Source organism: Planococcus alkaliphilus (genome assembly GCF_057031095.1).
The window spans coordinates 2,058,447-2,073,702 of record NZ_CM168060.1 but is presented as its reverse complement, the minus strand read 5'-3'; the positions used below and the strand labels follow the sequence as shown (position 1 = coordinate 2,073,702).

Genomic DNA, 15,256 nt, shown 5'->3' with positions numbered 1-15,256 from the left:
ACGTGGAAGCAATACCGGAAGAAATTTTAGCGAAGCTGGCGCAAGCGGACCAAGCGGGCGTTGATATGAGAAGCCCGAAAGCGGTAGTGACCCATATGCTCGGCCAAGGCGAAAAAGAATCGATCCTCTATTTCTATAAGCCTGGGACGATTGAATTTGATTTTGATAAATATGAATCGGCTGTCAAAGAAATGCGGAAGCGCAATTCATAAGTCCATATGAACATCCGTAAAAAAATCCCCCGCTGCATAATTATGCAGCGGGGGATTTGGTGCTTTAAGATTATTTGCCGCCGAGCATGTTGAACAATCCGCCAGTGATACTTCCTTCTCCTTGCGACTTGCCTGCAGGATTTTGCGGCGCCGCAGCAAACACGCGGCTAGCTAAACGGCTAAATGGCATCGACTGGACCCAGACGCTGCCAGGACCTCGTAAAGTAGCGAAGAACAATCCTTCACCGCCGAACAAGGCAGTTTTTACGCCGGAAACCATTTCGATATTGTAATCGACATCAGGGGTCATCGCGACTAAACATCCGGTATCGACGCGAAGAACTTCTCCTTTTTGAAGATTCTTTCGGTGGAGAGTGCCTCCTGCATGGACAAAAGCCATTCCATCGCCTTCAAGCTTTTGCATAATAAACCCTTCACCGCCAAAAAAACCGGTCCCAAGTTTCCGCTGAAATTCAACACCAATGGAAACGCCTTTAGCCGCTGCTAAAAAGGCATCTTTCTGGCAGATGATTTTGCCGCCGAGCATGCTGAGATCCATCGGAATGATTTTTCCAGGATAGGGCGAAGCGAAAGAAACATGGCGCTTGCCGATTCCTTGGTTTGTAAAAGTCGTCATAAATAGGCTTTCACCAGTAATGATCCTTTTTCCGGCACCCATCAATTTCCCCATGATGCCAGAGCCGCCGCTATTCGATCCGTCACCGAAAATGGTTTCCATGACGATGCCATCTTCCATCATCATCAAAGCACCGGCTTCTGCAATGACTGTTTCGTTCGGATCCAATTCCACTTCCACAAACTGCATATCGTCCCCGTAAAGTTTAAAATCGATTTCATGATTATTCATCTGTTTTCCTCCTTGAAAGACTGTTATATAATGAATACGTGAAAAAAATTTAAAAGTTTCAAAAATAATAAATTAATTTAAGGATAATATTATTGTTATGTAAACTTATAATTGAGATTGGAGGAATTGAAAATCGAAGCTAAACAGTGGATTGAATTTTTACAAATGGAAAAGCATCCGGAAGGCGGCTATTATAAATCTTCTTTCACGTCAATAAACCAGATGGAATTTGCTGCGCATGACGGTGAAAGACCGCTGTACACGAGCATTTATTTTTTGTTGAGATCCGAGGACCTTTCTCATTTCCATCGATTGAAGTCGGATGAACTTTGGTATTTTCATGCGGGCAGTGTATTGACTGTGCACATGATCGACGAAGAAGGGGAGTATCGGCAAGAGCGATTGGGGATTGGAATCGCGGACGGGGAAAAACCGCAAGTGCTAGTCAAAAAAGGCAGTATTTTCGGCTCGACAGTGGACAGTGAAAATTCATTTTCCCTTGTAGGGTGCATGGTAGCACCTGGTTTCGATTTTAAGGACTTCGAACTCTTTACCCAACAGCAATTGATGCAGGATTATCCGCAGCATCAGGAAATCATCGAACGCTTAGCTTACGAAGACATTCCATAAGCGAAAGACTATATCGAATTATTTGAAAATATGCTATTCTAAGGAAAATGAGAGAAAAATGAGGTCGAGTTATGGAAATGGTTTTATCATTATTAATCATCGCAGTAGCCATATTTGCCGGAATTTCCTTAAAGAAATTTTACGATAAGCCGTATATCGTTAATTTTGCTTTATCTGCAATGCTGCTATTGATTGTTTTGCGCACAGTCCTGCAGCAGCCGATTACCAATTTGGGATGGGCAGCAATTGTCATTTGTTCTATCGCATTCGTTTTCCAAGTGGTTTTGGGGATAAAAAACTTGAAAGTGAAAGAACAGGTGCAGGCATAAAAAACGGATCTCTCAATGAGATCCGTTTTTTTATAGGCGATTTAATGCTTCTTCTATGTCGTCATCGCCAGAGATGATTTCAAATGTTTTATTGAAAACATGGAGATTGTCGAGTGAGTGCAAAAGGACTTTTGCGACATCTTCTCTTGGTATCGGCCCGGCGTCTACATATTCGGTCGCTTTGATGCGTCCGGTACCCGGATCATTGGTTAAAAGGCCCGGGCGGATGATGGTATAGGTCAATCCGCTTGCACGCAGGATATTATCTGCATGGTGCTTCGCTATGTAGTATGGCGCAATGTCATCGCCCCACATTTCCCGCCGGTCAGCATGGATTGCACTAATCATCAGGAAGCGATCGGTTCCGGTCTGGCTTGCCGCTTCAATGGTTTTTGCAGCGCCGTCAAGATCAATGAGCAAGGTTTTGTCAGCGCCTGTTCCGCCGCCGCTGCCGGCCGTGAAAACGACAGCGTCGCAGCTTTCCATGGCTGAAGCAATCTCCTCCACACTGCCCTCTAAACTCGTCACGACCGTTTCGACATTCAAACTATTAAAATAGCTGATTTGTTCTTCCATGCGAATCATAGCAATCGGCGTATGATCAGGGCTGTCTGCCAACAGTTTGACAAAATGCCTGCCAATCTGGCCGTTTGCCCCTACAATTAATACTTTCATTGCGTTTCCTCCTTTAAAGATCTGCGTTTACTCTTTCCATACCCTCCATGATTTTCTTTAATCTGCTGAACCACAATTCATTTATCGTGAATTTCTTAAAATTTTTCTTTATATCTAAAGTGTCTTTAGTATAATGTAACTAATCTCTTTTTTTTGACAATAAACGATTTCTGGAGGTACTAAATGAACTCGGAAAATGCAAAAAAGAATGTGAAATTCAATGATCATAATGATTCATCAGGCCTGTCCTTTGGCGTAGCACACATGAGCGGTAAACCTTTGGATAAAGAAAAAAGCCCTTTTTGGGACTTTATTACTCAAACTTTCTTATTTATCTTAGGCGGAGTTATCCTTTGCGGAATGCTGTATCTACTCGTATCATTTACATAACGACAAATTTAAAAGGAGATTCGCTATGATTCGATATCCAGCACGGGAAATTAAAGTGATCGGTGTTACTGCCCCTTCGTCAGGAGTAGGGCCGGATGATCATGAAGTTCTTCGATCGGCGATTGAGCGATTAGAGGAACGGAATTTCAAATTGAAAGTCGGAGAGACGGCTTGGACTCAGTCAGAAGCCAAGTCTGCAGATGCAGAAAAACGGGCCGAAGAGCTCATGGAAATGCTCAACAATGAATCGCTGGATTTGATCATGCCGCCATGGGGCGGTGAATTGCTGATTGAGGTGCTTGAACATCTGGATTTCGAGGCGCTCCCTGAAAAGTGGGTGATGGGGTATTCGGATATCAGCTTGCTGCTGCTCGCGATTACCTTGAAGACAGGGTTGGCAACTGCACATGGCACCAACCTCATCGATTTGCGCGGTCCGGAATCCGATGACACGACAGCGAAATGGCTCGAGGTGCTTCAAACTAAAAAAGACGGTTCCAACAGCCAAGTTTCATCAGAAAAATTTCAGGAGAAATGGGATCATGAGGATCCATCGCCGGTCGTTTTTCATTTAACTGAACCTACGGCTTGGAAAACGGTGTCTGGAGAAGAGGAACAATTTTCAGGACGGCTTCTAGGGGGCTGTATCGACGTCATTCGCCATATAATCGGCACGCCTTATGGAAATGTTGAGGCTTTTAGGGAAGCGCATATTCCAGGAGAGCCAGTCATATGGTATTTGGAAAACTGTGAAATGAACGTAGCGGATCTAAAGCGTTCTTTGACACAGATGAAATATGCAGGATGGTTTAACCATATCTCCGGCATCATCTTTGGAAGAAGTTCTGCAAACGAAGCAGTCGGCGGCTATACCATTGAAAAATTATACGAAGACCTGTCAGATGAGCTAGGCGTTCCGATTGCCTACGATATCGATTTAGGACATGTTCCTCCGCAAATTACATTCGTCAATGGAGCTTATGCCGTTATCGATGTTGAAAATGGAAAAGGCAAAGTTACTCAGGAATTCAAGTGAAAAGGACGGAAATGAATGGAAATCCGAATTTTAACAGCAGAAGATGCCGAATTTTACCGTGAACTTCGCATCGAGGCATTGATGCTGGCACCGGATGCATTTGGTACAACATTAGAAGAAGCGCTAGATAAACCGGTCGAGATAACAGCGGAGCAGCTTTCTTCGCCTTCAGCCACCACTTTCGGCGCTTTTGTCGGAGGCAGGTTATTAGGGAATGTCACGTTAAAGCGCCATACAGCGGCTAAGCTGCAGCATCGTGCAAATGTAGTTGCGGTGTACGTTACGCCTTCTGCAAGAGGCCGGAGGATTGCGAGCCGGTTGATGGACGCGTTGATTGAACATGCGAAAAGCTTAGAAGGCTTAGAACAATTATACTTAGCGGTGGTTACAGATAACGAATCTGCTATTGAACTATACAAACGCAGCGGATTTGAGAAATACGGTACGGAATATCGTTCGATGAAAGTGGAAAGCCGTTATATTGATGAAGACCTCATGATGAAATTTTTGTAAGGAAATAGAGTGGACTCAACGATGAAAAAATCGATGGGTCCACTCTTTTTATTTTGCAAATTCTGATAATGGAGACAGCTGGTAAAGTTTATCATCACCTTCTGTCGGAGTTCCGCGGCCGTCCGTATTGTTCGTAATGAAATAAAGGGCTTCACCATCTGAAAATACATCGCGTACGCGGCCAAAGCCTTCGATGGAATCAACCAGCTCGTTCGTTTCCAAGTCGAGAATTTTGATAGCTGTGCCCCTTAAAGCGGCAATGTACAATAAGCCATTGTGGGCTGCAATTCCGCTCGGTGCCCAAGTTTCGTCATCGCCGGTCGTAAATAATGGGGTTTCAAGCCCGCTTTCCGTTTCCATTCCTTCAATGAGCGGCCAACCATAATTCTTGCCTTCTTCAATTTGATTGATTTCATCGTTTGCTGACTGGCCATGTTCAGCAACGAACATATCGCCATCATGCCAGGCGATGCCTTGGGGATTGCGATGGCCGAGTGTATAAGTTTCAAAAACGCCCGATTCATTAAGCTTTAAGATTTTGCCGTTTACAGCGTCCGGATCCTGTGCTAAATCCGGATCGGATGCGTCGCCGATTGTAGCAAAAAGTGTGCCATCTTCGTCGAATTCAAGCCGGCCGCCGTGGTGGACATTGCCGGTCGGGATGTCTTCGAGTAAAATGGCAGTTTCGCTCCAGGCATCTCCTTCGAGCTTCAACTGAACGATTTTATTGTACGAATCGCCGTCTTGTTCATAAACCTAATAGCCATAGGCTTCCTTGGAATCCTCAAAATCCGGTGACAGGGCAAATCCGAGAAATCCTGCTTCAGCTGCAGATGAAAGCGGATCTGAAAAATCGACTTCCTGTCGAGTTAATGTGCCTTCTTCGTCAATATGAGCGATGGTTCCAGGACGCTCGGAAATGTAAAAGGCCTCTCCCGTTTTATTGATGGACCAAGGGGTTACAAGATTGGCAGCAATTTCATCAAACGGCACGTCCGCTTCATCTGTATTTGCTGGTGCATCTTGGCAGGCGGCTAGTATAATGAGGGAAAGCATGGAAAAAAGAATTTTTTTCATAACAAAACCTCCTTTTGTCCATCATAAGCGAAAGGGCTGTGCAAAAGGAATTAGAAAGGGGGAGGCAAGCGCATGTCCTTAATGAAAGACGTTAAAGAAGAAGCAGAAATCCGCAAAAAACGAAATCAGATCCGTATGGCCACTTGGGTGATCGTTGCCATCGTTCTAGTTTTGGTATGGTATTTCACCAAATAAAAAAACCGTCATTGCGACGGTTTTTTTCGGTTCTGCATTATTTCCACAATTACTGCAGCTAAGGTGATGGCAATCAACACGTTAACTAGCGTGACGTTCAAAAATTGATCTCTAAAAATTGTGGCTACAGCCAATACATAGAACAAGCCCTGCGAAATTTTGGCAATTCCCGGCACGGCATTTTTTTGATAGCGGAGCTGTGCAAGCTGGAACATTAAGAATGCCAGCAAAAGCACCAAATAATAGGGCCAGGAAAACTCGCCGATCAAATTATTGATGACGCCAAAAATAAGGAGCGGAACAAAATAAAACAGTAATGAATTCAAGAAAACTCACCTTTTCACTTTTTATTGGAATTCTTTCGCTGCCTGTCGGTAATCGCCTTATAAAGGTTGGCTACAGAAAAAACGAGGGCCAGCGTAACGATGATGATCGAAATGACGGGGTAGGCAGAAACGCCATTTTCCAAGATCTCAAGCACACGTGTGTAAAGAATCCACGGTCCAATCAATAGAATAAAAATATCGAGTGCCGTTCCTAAATTGAATTTCATCTAATTCCTCCAATAGACATGCTGAGTTAAGTTTAGCAGAATTATTTTCACACGTCTTTAGGCAACTCGAAAAGAAAAACCGCTATCACAAGGATAGCGGCAAAAACGAATGATAAGTATTCTATTACTTGTTTGCCCGCAATTCTTTTCTCGCCAAGTCGTCCGCTGCGCGGTTTTGGGAGTCTGGAATCCATTTGATGAAGCAGTATTCGAAAGAACCGGACAATTGAAGTGCTTGTTCGAGCAAAGGCTTGAATTTCGGGTTCTTTATGAACCCCCGTTCAAATGCTTCGACAGTCACTTGTGAATCCGATTTAATGGAGACCATACCGCTCGTCAATTCTTTGGCTAGTTCAAGCCCTTTCACCAACGCGGTAAACTCTGCAGTATGGTTATCCATTTCCCCGATATAGCCGCTCCATTTGATCAAATGCCCTTCACCCCGGATAAAAACACCGACTGCACTGACTTGTGGAGACCCGGCTGTAGCAGCATCGATAAACACCTCAAGCATGAAATCACCTACTTTTCGTCAATGGGAGTAATTGCTTTTGCGATATATCCAAAAGGCGTATCAAGTACAGATACGATGAATTTCAGTATATAAGTGGAAATGAAAATTTGAATCCAGACATCGAACGGAAACACGCCGTAAAAAGCGATGCTTGTGAAAATTAGCGTATCGAGCAGCTGGCTAATTAGCGTAGAGCCGTTATTCCGGATCCAGAACTGGCTGTCTTTCGGAAATACTTTCCGGAGAGCCGTAAAGATCAAGACATCCAAATGTTGGCTTGTAAGATACGCGATCATGCTGGCAATGGCGATTTGAGGAACCAAACCGAAAATCGTCTGAAGCGCTTCATTGGCAATATCGCTTTCATCCGGGATGAATTTGATGCCCAGCTGCATGACGATGACCATGATCAGCAATGATGAAAATCCAAGCCAAACCGCTTTTTTCGCTTCTTTCTTGCCGTATTTTTCATTCAGGATATCGGTTGCAAGAAACGTTGAGGCATATAGGCTATTGCCAAGTGTTGCTGTCAAACCGATGATTTCGATCGTTTTGGTTACTTGGATATTCGCGAGTACCGTTGAAATCGCTACCCAGGCAAATAATCCGGTCTTGCCGAAGAATTTGTACATGATCAGCAGCAAGACAAAGTTGACCACGGCAAAGCCGAGGCCTAAAAACTCGTTAAACAAAATAATTTCCTCCTTAGTTTTGGTAAAGCGGGAGTTTACGAACCGCTAACACATAAAAAATGTCCTTTGCCAGTATAACGATTGTTGCAAAAAAAGACAAATTAGGAGTAAAATAAACGAATGGCATTTTGAAGGGGTGACAGTTTGAACAAGCTTTCAATAATCAATGAGATTGATGAAATGATGGAGACTTATTGCGAAGGATGCTTCGTCCGCAAACAAATACGCAAAGAGCAGGGCAAGACAGCTGCCCACCGTTTTTGCATCAGCCATTGTTCAGTCGGGACACAGCTGCAGTTTTTAGGGAATGAGTTAAATAAGATCGGCACGGAACATAAATCGTAAGTTTATTGGATAAATCACAAAAAAGCCGGGATGCGAACCACTTCGCTCCCGGCTTTTCTATGGCTTTGACAAAGAAAAAAGGCCTTAAACCGGCCTTCCATATTAAACATAGTAATAGTCAACTTTCAATTTCAATTACATTAGCGGCTTGGGGCCCGCGATTCCCATCAATAATTTCAAAGGAGACGGTCTTGCCTTCTTGCAGTGTACGAAAGCCATCGCCTTGAATGCCGGTAAAATGGACGAACACGTCATCGCCGTCATTATACTCGATAAAGCCATAACCCTTTTCCGTATTAAACCATTTCACTGTTCCCTGATGCATGCACGTTCCCCCTATTATTGATATTGTAGCGGTACCATGAAAAAACCGGTTTCGGTTGGATTAAACTATACAGGAAGCGGTATAAATCGTCAATCTTTCGCCAAGTAGCGGGCAAAGGGACTAGAGAAAAGCTATAATAGAAGAAAAGGGGTCCGCCAATCGATGCAAAAGTTAATAGAGCAATGTGAGAAACAAGTTAAAACGATTTATGAAAATTTTGATGCGAGCCATGACTGGCAGCATATTGAACGGGTTCGGCAAAATGCCAGATTGCTGATGGAAAAAGAGCAAGCGGATGCTTTGATCGTTGAAATGGCAGTGCTGCTTCATGATGTATCAGATCCGAAATATAGAAAGCCTGGAGAAGACCTGGAATCGGAAATTTTGCAGGATCTCGATTTGACAGCTGGCCAGCGGGAAAAAATAAAGGCCGTGATTGATTCGGTATCCTTCAAAGGAGGGAACGGTGTAGAGGCGGCGTCAATTGAAGCGAAAATCGTCCAGGATGCTGACCGTCTTGATGCGATCGGAGCCGTCGGCATTGCCAGGACCTTTGCGTATGGCGGGGCGAAAGGGCGCAGATTGTATGATTGGAAAGAGCAGCCAAGGCAGAAAATGACCGAAGAAGAGTACCGGTCAAAACCAACGAGCAGCACCACCCATTTTTACGAGAAGTTATTATTGCTAAAAGACCATATGAATACGGAAACCGGGAAGCATATCGCTGAAGAACGCCATCAGTTTATGATATCCTTTTTAGAGCAACTTAAAAAAGAAACGGATGGGAATCAATGAGCCATTTAATTATCAACAATTTAACAAAAACAGTAGGAGCGAAAACGCTTTTTAAAAACGTAGAGTTTTCTTTGTATCCGGGTGAGCGCGCCGGATTGATCGGCGTCAATGGAACAGGGAAGTCCACGCTAATGTCCATTTTGGCAGGTGAAATGGAAGCTGATTCCTTGTCGATGGACCACCCGAAAAAATACCAGATCACGTATTTGAAGCAAGAGCCGGAATTCGACGAATCTCTGACGGTTTTGGAAACCGTGTTTTCCGGGGATTCGCCGATTCTTGCCTTAAACCGTTCTTATGAACGGGCATTGAAAAACATGATGGTTGATTCCAGTTCGACGCAGCTTCAGGATGAACTGATGAAAATACAGGAAGGCATGGAACAGGAAAATGCTTGGGACATCAACGCATTGGCTAAAACGGCATTGACGAAGCTCGGCATCGACATGTTCGATGCGCCGGTTGGCGAATTGTCGGGCGGCCAGAAAAAACGTGTAGCTTTGGCAAAAGCGTTGATTGAACCGGCTGATTTGATCTTGCTGGATGAGCCGACCAACCATCTTGACGCGATTTCGACCGAGTGGCTGCAGGAAACGCTTCTGCGGATGGGCAGCGCGATGCTGTTTGTTACGCACGACCGTTATTTCCTCGATGCTGTTTCTACCCATATTTTCGAACTGGCAGATCAGACGATGTATACCCATAAAGGAAATTACGGGGATTATCTTGAAAACAAAGCCATTCGGGACGAAATGGCCGCGAGTTCCCAGCAAAAGCTGGAAAACCGCTTCCGTTCGGAACTGAAGTGGATTCGCCGCGGCGCTAAAGCGCGTTCGACGAAACAAAAAGCCCGCATTCAGCGGTTTGAGGAAATCAAAGAAAATGTCCAAAAAGAGAATGACAATACTTCGCTTGAATTATCGATGCAAAGCCAGCGGCTCGGCAAGAAAATCATTGAAGGCGAAAATCTTTCGATGGCATTCGGCGATAAAGTCATTTTCCGGAATTTCGATTTTCTTTTGCAAGGCGGCGACCGCATCGGAATTGTCGGGCCGAATGGCGCCGGCAAATCGACATTATTGAAGATTTTGGCAGGGGAGTATGAACCGACAGAAGGCAAAATCGAATACGGAAGTACGGTGAAGATTGCCCACTTCACGCAGCATTTGCCGGAAATGGATGAATCCCAGCGCATGATCGAATACATCCAGGAAATTTCAAGCGACTACGAAGCGGCAAAAGGCGTGCGCTTGTCTGCCACACAGATGCTGGAACGGTTTTTATTCCCTTCCAATGCCCACGGTACACAGATCGGCAAATTGTCCGGCGGTGAGCGAAAACGTTTGTATTTGCTTAAACTATTGATGGAGCAGCCAAACATTCTGCTGCTCGATGAGCCGACGAATGACTTGGATATCCAGACGCTTTCAGTACTCGAAGACTTTTTGGAAAACTTCCCAGGCGTCGTTATTACGATTTCCCACGATAGGTTCTTCCTGGACCGGATTGCCCGGAAACTATGGACAACCGGTACTGGTCAAATTCTCGAATACCAAGGTTTGTATTCCGACTTTATCAAAGAAAAAGCGGAACCGGCAGCCGAGGTTCCGGAATTTGTAGAACCGGTTGAACAAGAGGCGCCTAAAAAACAGCAGCCAAAAAAGAAATTGACGTTCAATGAGCAGCGGGAATACAGCGGAATCCTTGACGAAATTGCAGAAATTGAAGCGAAAATCGAAAGCTGCGAAGAAGAAATGGCCACAGCCGGAGCGGATTTTGAAAAATTGAACCGCTTGACGCTGGAAGTGGATGAACTAACTGCGAAATACGACGAAAAGATCGAGCGATGGACTTATCTTCAGGAAATCGCTGAATCCTAATGGAATAAATGCAGGAGGGATACTTTGTGAAGATTATTACAATTGAACCGACACCAAGCCCGAATACGATGAAAGTGATCATCGATCAGGAATTGCCATTCGGCAAAAGCCATAATTACACAAAAGATAATTCAGAAGGTGCACCGGCTGAGATCCAGCAAATCTTAGCCATCGACGGCGTGAAAGGCGTTTATCATGTAGCTGACTTTCTGGCAGTTGAACGTCTTTCCAAATTTGACTGGGAAAACATTTTAGCGGCTGTCCGCAATGTTTTCGGCGGCACGAACTACACCACAAATGATGAAATCGAAATAGATGAACATTACGGCGAAGTCTATGTCCATGTGCAGCAATTCAAAGGCATTCCGCTGCAGGTGAAAGTTTTTGACAGTGCATCAGAAAAGCGTTTTGCGATGGCGGAACGCTTTGTGACTGCCATGAGTACAGTCATGGATCCAACGGAAGAAAATTACTTATTGCAGCGGAAGTGGGCAGACTACGGCGTCCGCTACGGCGACAAAGAAGAAATCGGCAAGCAAGTGGTAGAAGAATTGGAAGCGGCTTACCCTCAGGAGCGGCTCGAAGCGATCATCGAGAAAGACCGGTCCTCTGAACAAGTGGAGCCGGTTGCCCGCGGCAGAAAAGTGTCTTTGGAGGAATTCGATACACCGGACTGGCAAACGCGCTTTCAATTGCTCGAGCAGATGAACGAAGGGGAGCTCAGCGATTTGCCGCTATTGGAACAAGCTTTGCAAGACGAAAAAATGTCCGTTCGCCGGCAAGCGGCGATTTTCCTCGGAGACATCAAGGATAAAGCGGTGGTCCCTTATCTGGAGCTTGCGATGAAAGACAAAAGCTGGGCGGTCCGCAGAACAGCGGGAGACACGATCAGCGACCTCGGCTTCGAAGAGTTTGAGCCAATTATGATGGAAATATTAAAAGATAAAAACAAATTGGTCCGCTGGCGTGCGGCGATGTTCCTTTACGAAACTGGAACGGAAGCGGCATTGCCCGCTTTAAAAGAAGCGGAGAACGACCCAGAATTTGAAGTGAAGCTTCAAATCAAAATGGCGATTGCCCGCATCGAACAAGGCGAAGATGCAAAAGGCTCAGTTTGGAAACAAATGACCGAAGCGCGCCAAGCGATGAAAGAAGAAAAATAAAAATAGGAACCGGAAGTGCGTCTGCCTAGCAGATTAAGCTTCCGGTTCCTTTTTTTTTCAGGATTCGAGGTTTTCAACTCCGGAGTAAGAGGTAAACTGCAAGTAATACTAGAACGGGCAATCAATCATAACAGTCAATCAGATGGGGGCGAGCCAATGGGAGAAGATATCTATTCAATCGAATTATTGCACCAAGGCAAATACGAATCATGGGATTTTGGCGGTGAGGAAAAGCGCAACGAATTCTACGAGGGTGTAAAAAACAAGTTCAAAGGACATGAAATCGAAGACCGAGATAATGTAGAAGATACACGCATCGTCCAACTATCTGCAACAAGCCTGCAGATTAAAAAAGACGGCGTTTCACAAACCGTTCCTTATGAATGGTACGATGCAGAGTCCTATGAAAAAATTCTGGAATACATCAATAATAATTACAGCGAGTAAAAAGCGTCTCCTTGGGAGATGTTTTTTTCATTCGCAGAAATAAATGAGAAAACTTAAATATGATGATAGGTAAATTTAAGTTATTTTTCTAAATTTTGTGAAGTGCTATACTTGTTACAGGAGTGGGGCGATAGAAAATGAGCGTTTTAAAAAATTTGTTGATCAGTATCGGAATCTTCTCGTTCTTGATAATGGCTACTGATTGGCTAGTAGTATCTGAAGCACCGCGCCTTGATAACGATTCAGCTCTATCGAACTTTATTGGTATGTACAGAAACTTAGGAATTGCAATAGCCTCCATAGAGAATTATGCCTCATGGGCTTTGTTGATCAGTATAGTCGGAATTTTATTGACCCAAGCGCTTTCAAAAAAGGCGCATTAAGTAAAATTATAGGTCGTCGTTTGGAATGGCGGGAGATTTTAAAAACCTTACTGTAAGCAAGAAAAAGTGAATCCTGTGATCAAGTAAGTTAGAATGGAAGAGAATATAAGAAACAGGGGGTATCTGAAATGAACGCATATGATGAGTACATGAAGGGCATCGTTGTGCCGATGCGGCAAGAATTGACGTCTCACGGCTTTAAAGAACTATTGACTGCAGAACAAGTGAATGAACATATGAGTGAAGCCGAAGGAACAAGCTTAGTGGTGATCAATTCGGTATGCGGTTGTGCAGCAGGTCTTGCACGTCCCGCGGTGATCGAAGCATTGCAGCAGACGGACGCCAAACCGAATCACTTAGTGACAGTTTTTGCCGGGCAGGACAAAGAAGCGACTGCACAGATGCGCAATTATTTTGAAGATGTACCGCCTTCTTCACCTTCAATTGCGGTTGTGAAAGATGGGCAACTCGCTTATTTCATTCCGCGCGAGCAAATTGAAGATCATGATGTTGAGCATATCCGCGACCATTTGACGCAAGTGCTTGAGCAGGTTGCCGGCGAGTGAAGACGATTGTGACCACTGCATACCGGCCGAATCAAAAGACGGATGAACTGGCAGCGCAGGTAGCGTCCGATTTGGGCATTCCTTTTGTGCTCCGGCGGAAACGCTCGATTGAACGGATTCAGTCTGATGAACAAGCCGATGTATTGGTTGCTGCAAAAGAACGGCTCGAGTTTTACCCATTGGGTAAAGCGGAGCCGTTCTTTTTTCATCCAAATTCTGCAGCATTCCGGACAAAGCGGCCGCTTGAGCAGGATCCGTTAATTGAGGTTTCAGGATTGGCCGATGGAGATTGTTTGATCGATTGTACGCTTGGAATGGCATCTGACGCCATTGTTGCATCACAAAAGGTGGGAGCGAGCGGCCAAGTAATCGGCTGTGAAGCCCATCCGACTTTAGCGTATGTCGTAGCGAAAGGGCTGCAAGAATATGAGTCAATGCCACATTTAACCGAAGCGATGAAAAGGATTCAAGTCGTAGGAATGGATGCGGTTGAATTTCTGAAGACGCGTGAAGATAATTCAGTTGATGTCGTCTATATGGATCCCATGTTCACGGTAGAAATTTCAGAGTCCTCAAATTTCCTTCCGCTCAGAGGGACAGCAAAGGCGGGACAATTGACGGAAGAATGGGTGGTGCAAGCGGTTCGGGTTGCGAGGAAGGCTGTTGTCTTAAAAGCTCATTTCCGTTCAACAGATTTCGAGCAGTACGGATTTATTAGACGCGTTCGGCCGAATACGAAATTCCATTACGGGGTCATCGATTGCCGTTAGAAATTTTATCTTGCAAAAGCTTTAGACAGAAAAAAAACTTCCTAAGCGATTAGGAAGTTTTTTTCTTAGTCTGTAAAGTTTAATGAAGTCAAATATCCAAGCATGAATAATAGTCCTAGACCGATAAGCAATGATGCATCCATGAAAAGTTCCTCCTTTTTCGAAAAAACAGAGCTATATGATTAATTTTATTGTACAATGAATTTCAAGAAGATGAAACCTTTACACAAGAAATTCGTTTAAATAAACAATAGAGTTACTAAAATGTTCAAAATTGTGGGTGATATGGATGAAAAGCTGGTGGCAAAAGTCTTTAATGATTGCAGTTGCTGTGTTGACTTTAGGGGCGATTTCCCCGAACCATATGATTTGGGAAAACTTGCTCGAGGATAAAGCACCAAGCAATTCGCAAGCTGCAGAAGGCAACGAAAAACTATATACATATGATTTTCTGGATCCAAGCGAACTTTATTACAGCAGCCAGTCGGTTTTGGAAACTGTACATAAAGCCGCAGAAGAACAGGCTTATCTCAAATTCGGTTCACGCATCGGCCCGGTAATCCAAGACGAATTCCAGACATCGATCTTGCCGAATATCCAACAGGCGATCAATGACCATTTGTCTGGACTTGATCCCGATAAACAAAGGCTGTTGGCAATTTCTGAGCGGCCATCCGGAGACCATGCGGAAAAAATTTTCCACGTTTACAATAGCGAAACCAGTAAAGACTTGATTCGTTTCCATGTGAGAACAGAAAAAAAACCGTTGGAAGGCTATTTCTTCAATTTCCATTACCATGTCGCAGAAGATAATTTCCAACAGCACATTGCCCTTGGCGATATTTATTGGTCCAAAAATACGCCGCCTAAATGGCTTTCTTAAAACCGTTACATTTGT

The 15,256-nt window shown here is 44.4% G+C and carries 22 protein-coding genes and 1 pseudogene; 15 read left to right on the top strand and 8 right to left on the bottom strand.

The features are described 5' to 3' along the window. Positions 1 to 2: 2 nt before the first annotated feature. Positions 3 to 212, top strand: coding sequence for a hypothetical protein (locus tag AC2EXB_RS11175; RefSeq protein ID WP_483601455.1), 210 nt, complete (start codon positions 3 to 5; stop codon positions 210 to 212). Between the two features lie 70 nt (positions 213 to 282). Here AC2EXB_RS11175 and AC2EXB_RS11170 read toward each other — a convergent pair whose 3' ends face one another. Continuing rightward, on the bottom strand, positions 283 to 1,080 hold the full coding sequence (locus tag AC2EXB_RS11170) for a TIGR00266 family protein (RefSeq protein WP_483601453.1): 798 nt from the start codon (positions 1,078 to 1,080) through the stop codon (positions 283 to 285). Positions 1,081 to 1,206: 126 nt separating this feature from the next. Here AC2EXB_RS11170 and AC2EXB_RS11165 point away from each other — a divergent pair, with 126 nt between their 5' ends. After that, complete coding sequence (locus AC2EXB_RS11165) at positions 1,207 to 1,710, top strand: cupin domain-containing protein (RefSeq protein WP_483601451.1); 504 nt, start codon at positions 1,207 to 1,209, stop codon at positions 1,708 to 1,710. A gap of 71 nt (positions 1,711 to 1,781) precedes the next feature. Then, positions 1,782 to 2,039, top strand: a complete 258-nt coding sequence (locus AC2EXB_RS11160; RefSeq protein WP_251473863.1) for a hypothetical protein — start codon at positions 1,782 to 1,784, stop codon at positions 2,037 to 2,039. Positions 2,040 to 2,069: 30 nt separating this feature from the next. Here the strand turns inward: AC2EXB_RS11160 and AC2EXB_RS11155 are convergent, their stop codons facing one another. After that, positions 2,070 to 2,714 (bottom strand): SDR family oxidoreductase, encoded by a 645-nt coding sequence (locus AC2EXB_RS11155; protein WP_483601450.1) that lies wholly within the window; start codon positions 2,712 to 2,714, stop codon positions 2,070 to 2,072. A gap of 183 nt (positions 2,715 to 2,897) precedes the next feature. Between AC2EXB_RS11155 and AC2EXB_RS11150 the strand changes: the two genes are divergently transcribed. The 3 genes from AC2EXB_RS11150 to AC2EXB_RS11140 are packed head-to-tail and all read left to right on the top strand — an operon-like array spanning position 2,898 to position 4,653. Further along, on the top strand, positions 2,898 to 3,104 hold the full coding sequence (locus AC2EXB_RS11150) for a hypothetical protein (protein WP_483601448.1): 207 nt from the start codon (positions 2,898 to 2,900) through the stop codon (positions 3,102 to 3,104). Positions 3,105 to 3,129: 25 nt separating this feature from the next. Beyond that, positions 3,130 to 4,140, top strand: a complete 1,011-nt coding sequence (locus AC2EXB_RS11145) for a S66 family peptidase (protein WP_483601446.1) — start codon at positions 3,130 to 3,132, stop codon at positions 4,138 to 4,140. Positions 4,141 to 4,155: 15 nt separating this feature from the next. Continuing rightward, a complete protein-coding gene (locus AC2EXB_RS11140; protein ID WP_483601445.1) occupies positions 4,156 to 4,653 on the top strand; it encodes an N-acetyltransferase family protein in 498 nt (165 codons plus the stop codon). A gap of 48 nt (positions 4,654 to 4,701) precedes the next feature. Here AC2EXB_RS11140 and AC2EXB_RS11135 read toward each other — a convergent pair. Beyond that, positions 4,702 to 5,730 (bottom strand): annotated as a pseudogene (locus AC2EXB_RS11135) (PQQ-dependent sugar dehydrogenase). A 72-nt stretch (positions 5,731 to 5,802) separates the two neighbouring features. Between AC2EXB_RS11135 and AC2EXB_RS11130 the strand changes: the two are divergent. Continuing rightward, on the top strand, positions 5,803 to 5,925 hold the full coding sequence (locus AC2EXB_RS11130) for a hypothetical protein (protein WP_260107278.1): 123 nt from the start codon (positions 5,803 to 5,805) through the stop codon (positions 5,923 to 5,925). 8 nt (positions 5,926 to 5,933) lie between these two features. Here AC2EXB_RS11130 and AC2EXB_RS11125 read toward each other — a convergent pair whose 3' ends face one another. The 4 genes from AC2EXB_RS11125 to AC2EXB_RS11110 all read right to left on the bottom strand — a co-directional run bounded on the left by AC2EXB_RS11125 (position 5,934) and on the right by AC2EXB_RS11110 (position 7,684). Beyond that, on the bottom strand, positions 5,934 to 6,251 hold the full coding sequence (locus AC2EXB_RS11125) for a hypothetical protein (RefSeq protein WP_235196382.1): 318 nt from the start codon (positions 6,249 to 6,251) through the stop codon (positions 5,934 to 5,936). Positions 6,252 to 6,265: 14 nt separating this feature from the next. Beyond that, the gene (locus AC2EXB_RS11120) at positions 6,266 to 6,478 is read right to left on the bottom strand and encodes a hypothetical protein (protein WP_235196381.1); all 213 of its coding nucleotides are present in this window, start codon (positions 6,476 to 6,478) and stop codon (positions 6,266 to 6,268) included. A gap of 124 nt (positions 6,479 to 6,602) precedes the next feature. After that, positions 6,603 to 6,992 carry a ribonuclease HI family protein gene (locus AC2EXB_RS11115; protein WP_235196380.1) on the bottom strand — a complete coding sequence of 130 codons (390 nt, stop codon included), beginning with the start codon at positions 6,990 to 6,992 and terminating at the stop codon, positions 6,603 to 6,605. A gap of 8 nt (positions 6,993 to 7,000) precedes the next feature. Beyond that, positions 7,001 to 7,684 carry a queuosine precursor transporter gene (locus tag AC2EXB_RS11110; RefSeq protein WP_235196379.1) on the bottom strand — a complete coding sequence of 228 codons (684 nt, stop codon included), beginning with the start codon at positions 7,682 to 7,684 and terminating at the stop codon, positions 7,001 to 7,003. A 144-nt stretch (positions 7,685 to 7,828) separates the two neighbouring features. Here AC2EXB_RS11110 and AC2EXB_RS11105 point away from each other — a divergent pair, with 144 nt between their 5' ends. After that, positions 7,829 to 8,029, top strand: coding sequence for a zinc-finger domain-containing protein (locus AC2EXB_RS11105; RefSeq protein ID WP_235196378.1), 201 nt, complete (start codon positions 7,829 to 7,831; stop codon positions 8,027 to 8,029). A gap of 118 nt (positions 8,030 to 8,147) precedes the next feature. Here the strand turns inward: AC2EXB_RS11105 and AC2EXB_RS11100 are convergent, their stop codons facing one another. Continuing rightward, on the bottom strand, positions 8,148 to 8,354 hold the full coding sequence (locus AC2EXB_RS11100) for a cold shock domain-containing protein (protein WP_235196377.1): 207 nt from the start codon (positions 8,352 to 8,354) through the stop codon (positions 8,148 to 8,150). A gap of 162 nt (positions 8,355 to 8,516) precedes the next feature. Between AC2EXB_RS11100 and AC2EXB_RS11095 the strand changes: the two genes are divergently transcribed. The 7 genes from AC2EXB_RS11095 (at position 8,517) to AC2EXB_RS11065 (ending at position 15,241) form a co-directional block, all read left to right on the top strand. Beyond that, positions 8,517 to 9,149 carry an HD domain-containing protein gene (locus AC2EXB_RS11095; protein ID WP_483601443.1) on the top strand — a complete coding sequence of 211 codons (633 nt, stop codon included), beginning with the start codon at positions 8,517 to 8,519 and terminating at the stop codon, positions 9,147 to 9,149. Further along, entirely contained in the window at positions 9,146 to 11,029 is a 1,884-nt protein-coding gene (locus AC2EXB_RS11090; protein ID WP_483601442.1) for an ABC-F family ATP-binding cassette domain-containing protein, read from the top strand. The genes AC2EXB_RS11095 and AC2EXB_RS11090 overlap by 4 nt, the downstream gene beginning before the upstream one ends. 26 nt (positions 11,030 to 11,055) lie before the next feature. Next, the gene (locus AC2EXB_RS11085; RefSeq protein WP_483601441.1) at positions 11,056 to 12,192 is read left to right on the top strand and encodes a conserved virulence factor C family protein; all 1,137 of its coding nucleotides are present in this window, start codon (positions 11,056 to 11,058) and stop codon (positions 12,190 to 12,192) included. Positions 12,193 to 12,348: 156 nt separating this feature from the next. After that, the gene (locus AC2EXB_RS11080) at positions 12,349 to 12,639 is read left to right on the top strand and encodes a hypothetical protein (RefSeq protein ID WP_483601440.1); all 291 of its coding nucleotides are present in this window, start codon (positions 12,349 to 12,351) and stop codon (positions 12,637 to 12,639) included. 511 nt (positions 12,640 to 13,150) lie between these two features. After that, complete coding sequence (locus AC2EXB_RS11075; protein ID WP_251473842.1) at positions 13,151 to 13,588, top strand: BrxA/BrxB family bacilliredoxin; 438 nt, start codon at positions 13,151 to 13,153, stop codon at positions 13,586 to 13,588. Then, entirely contained in the window at positions 13,585 to 14,358 is a 774-nt protein-coding gene (locus tag AC2EXB_RS11070) for a class I SAM-dependent methyltransferase (RefSeq protein ID WP_483601438.1), read from the top strand. The genes AC2EXB_RS11075 and AC2EXB_RS11070 overlap by 4 nt, the downstream gene beginning before the upstream one ends. Before the next feature lie 289 nt (positions 14,359 to 14,647). Then, positions 14,648 to 15,241 (top strand): YpjP family protein, encoded by a 594-nt coding sequence (locus AC2EXB_RS11065; protein ID WP_235196371.1) that lies wholly within the window; start codon positions 14,648 to 14,650, stop codon positions 15,239 to 15,241. Positions 15,242 to 15,256: the final 15 nt, after the last annotated feature.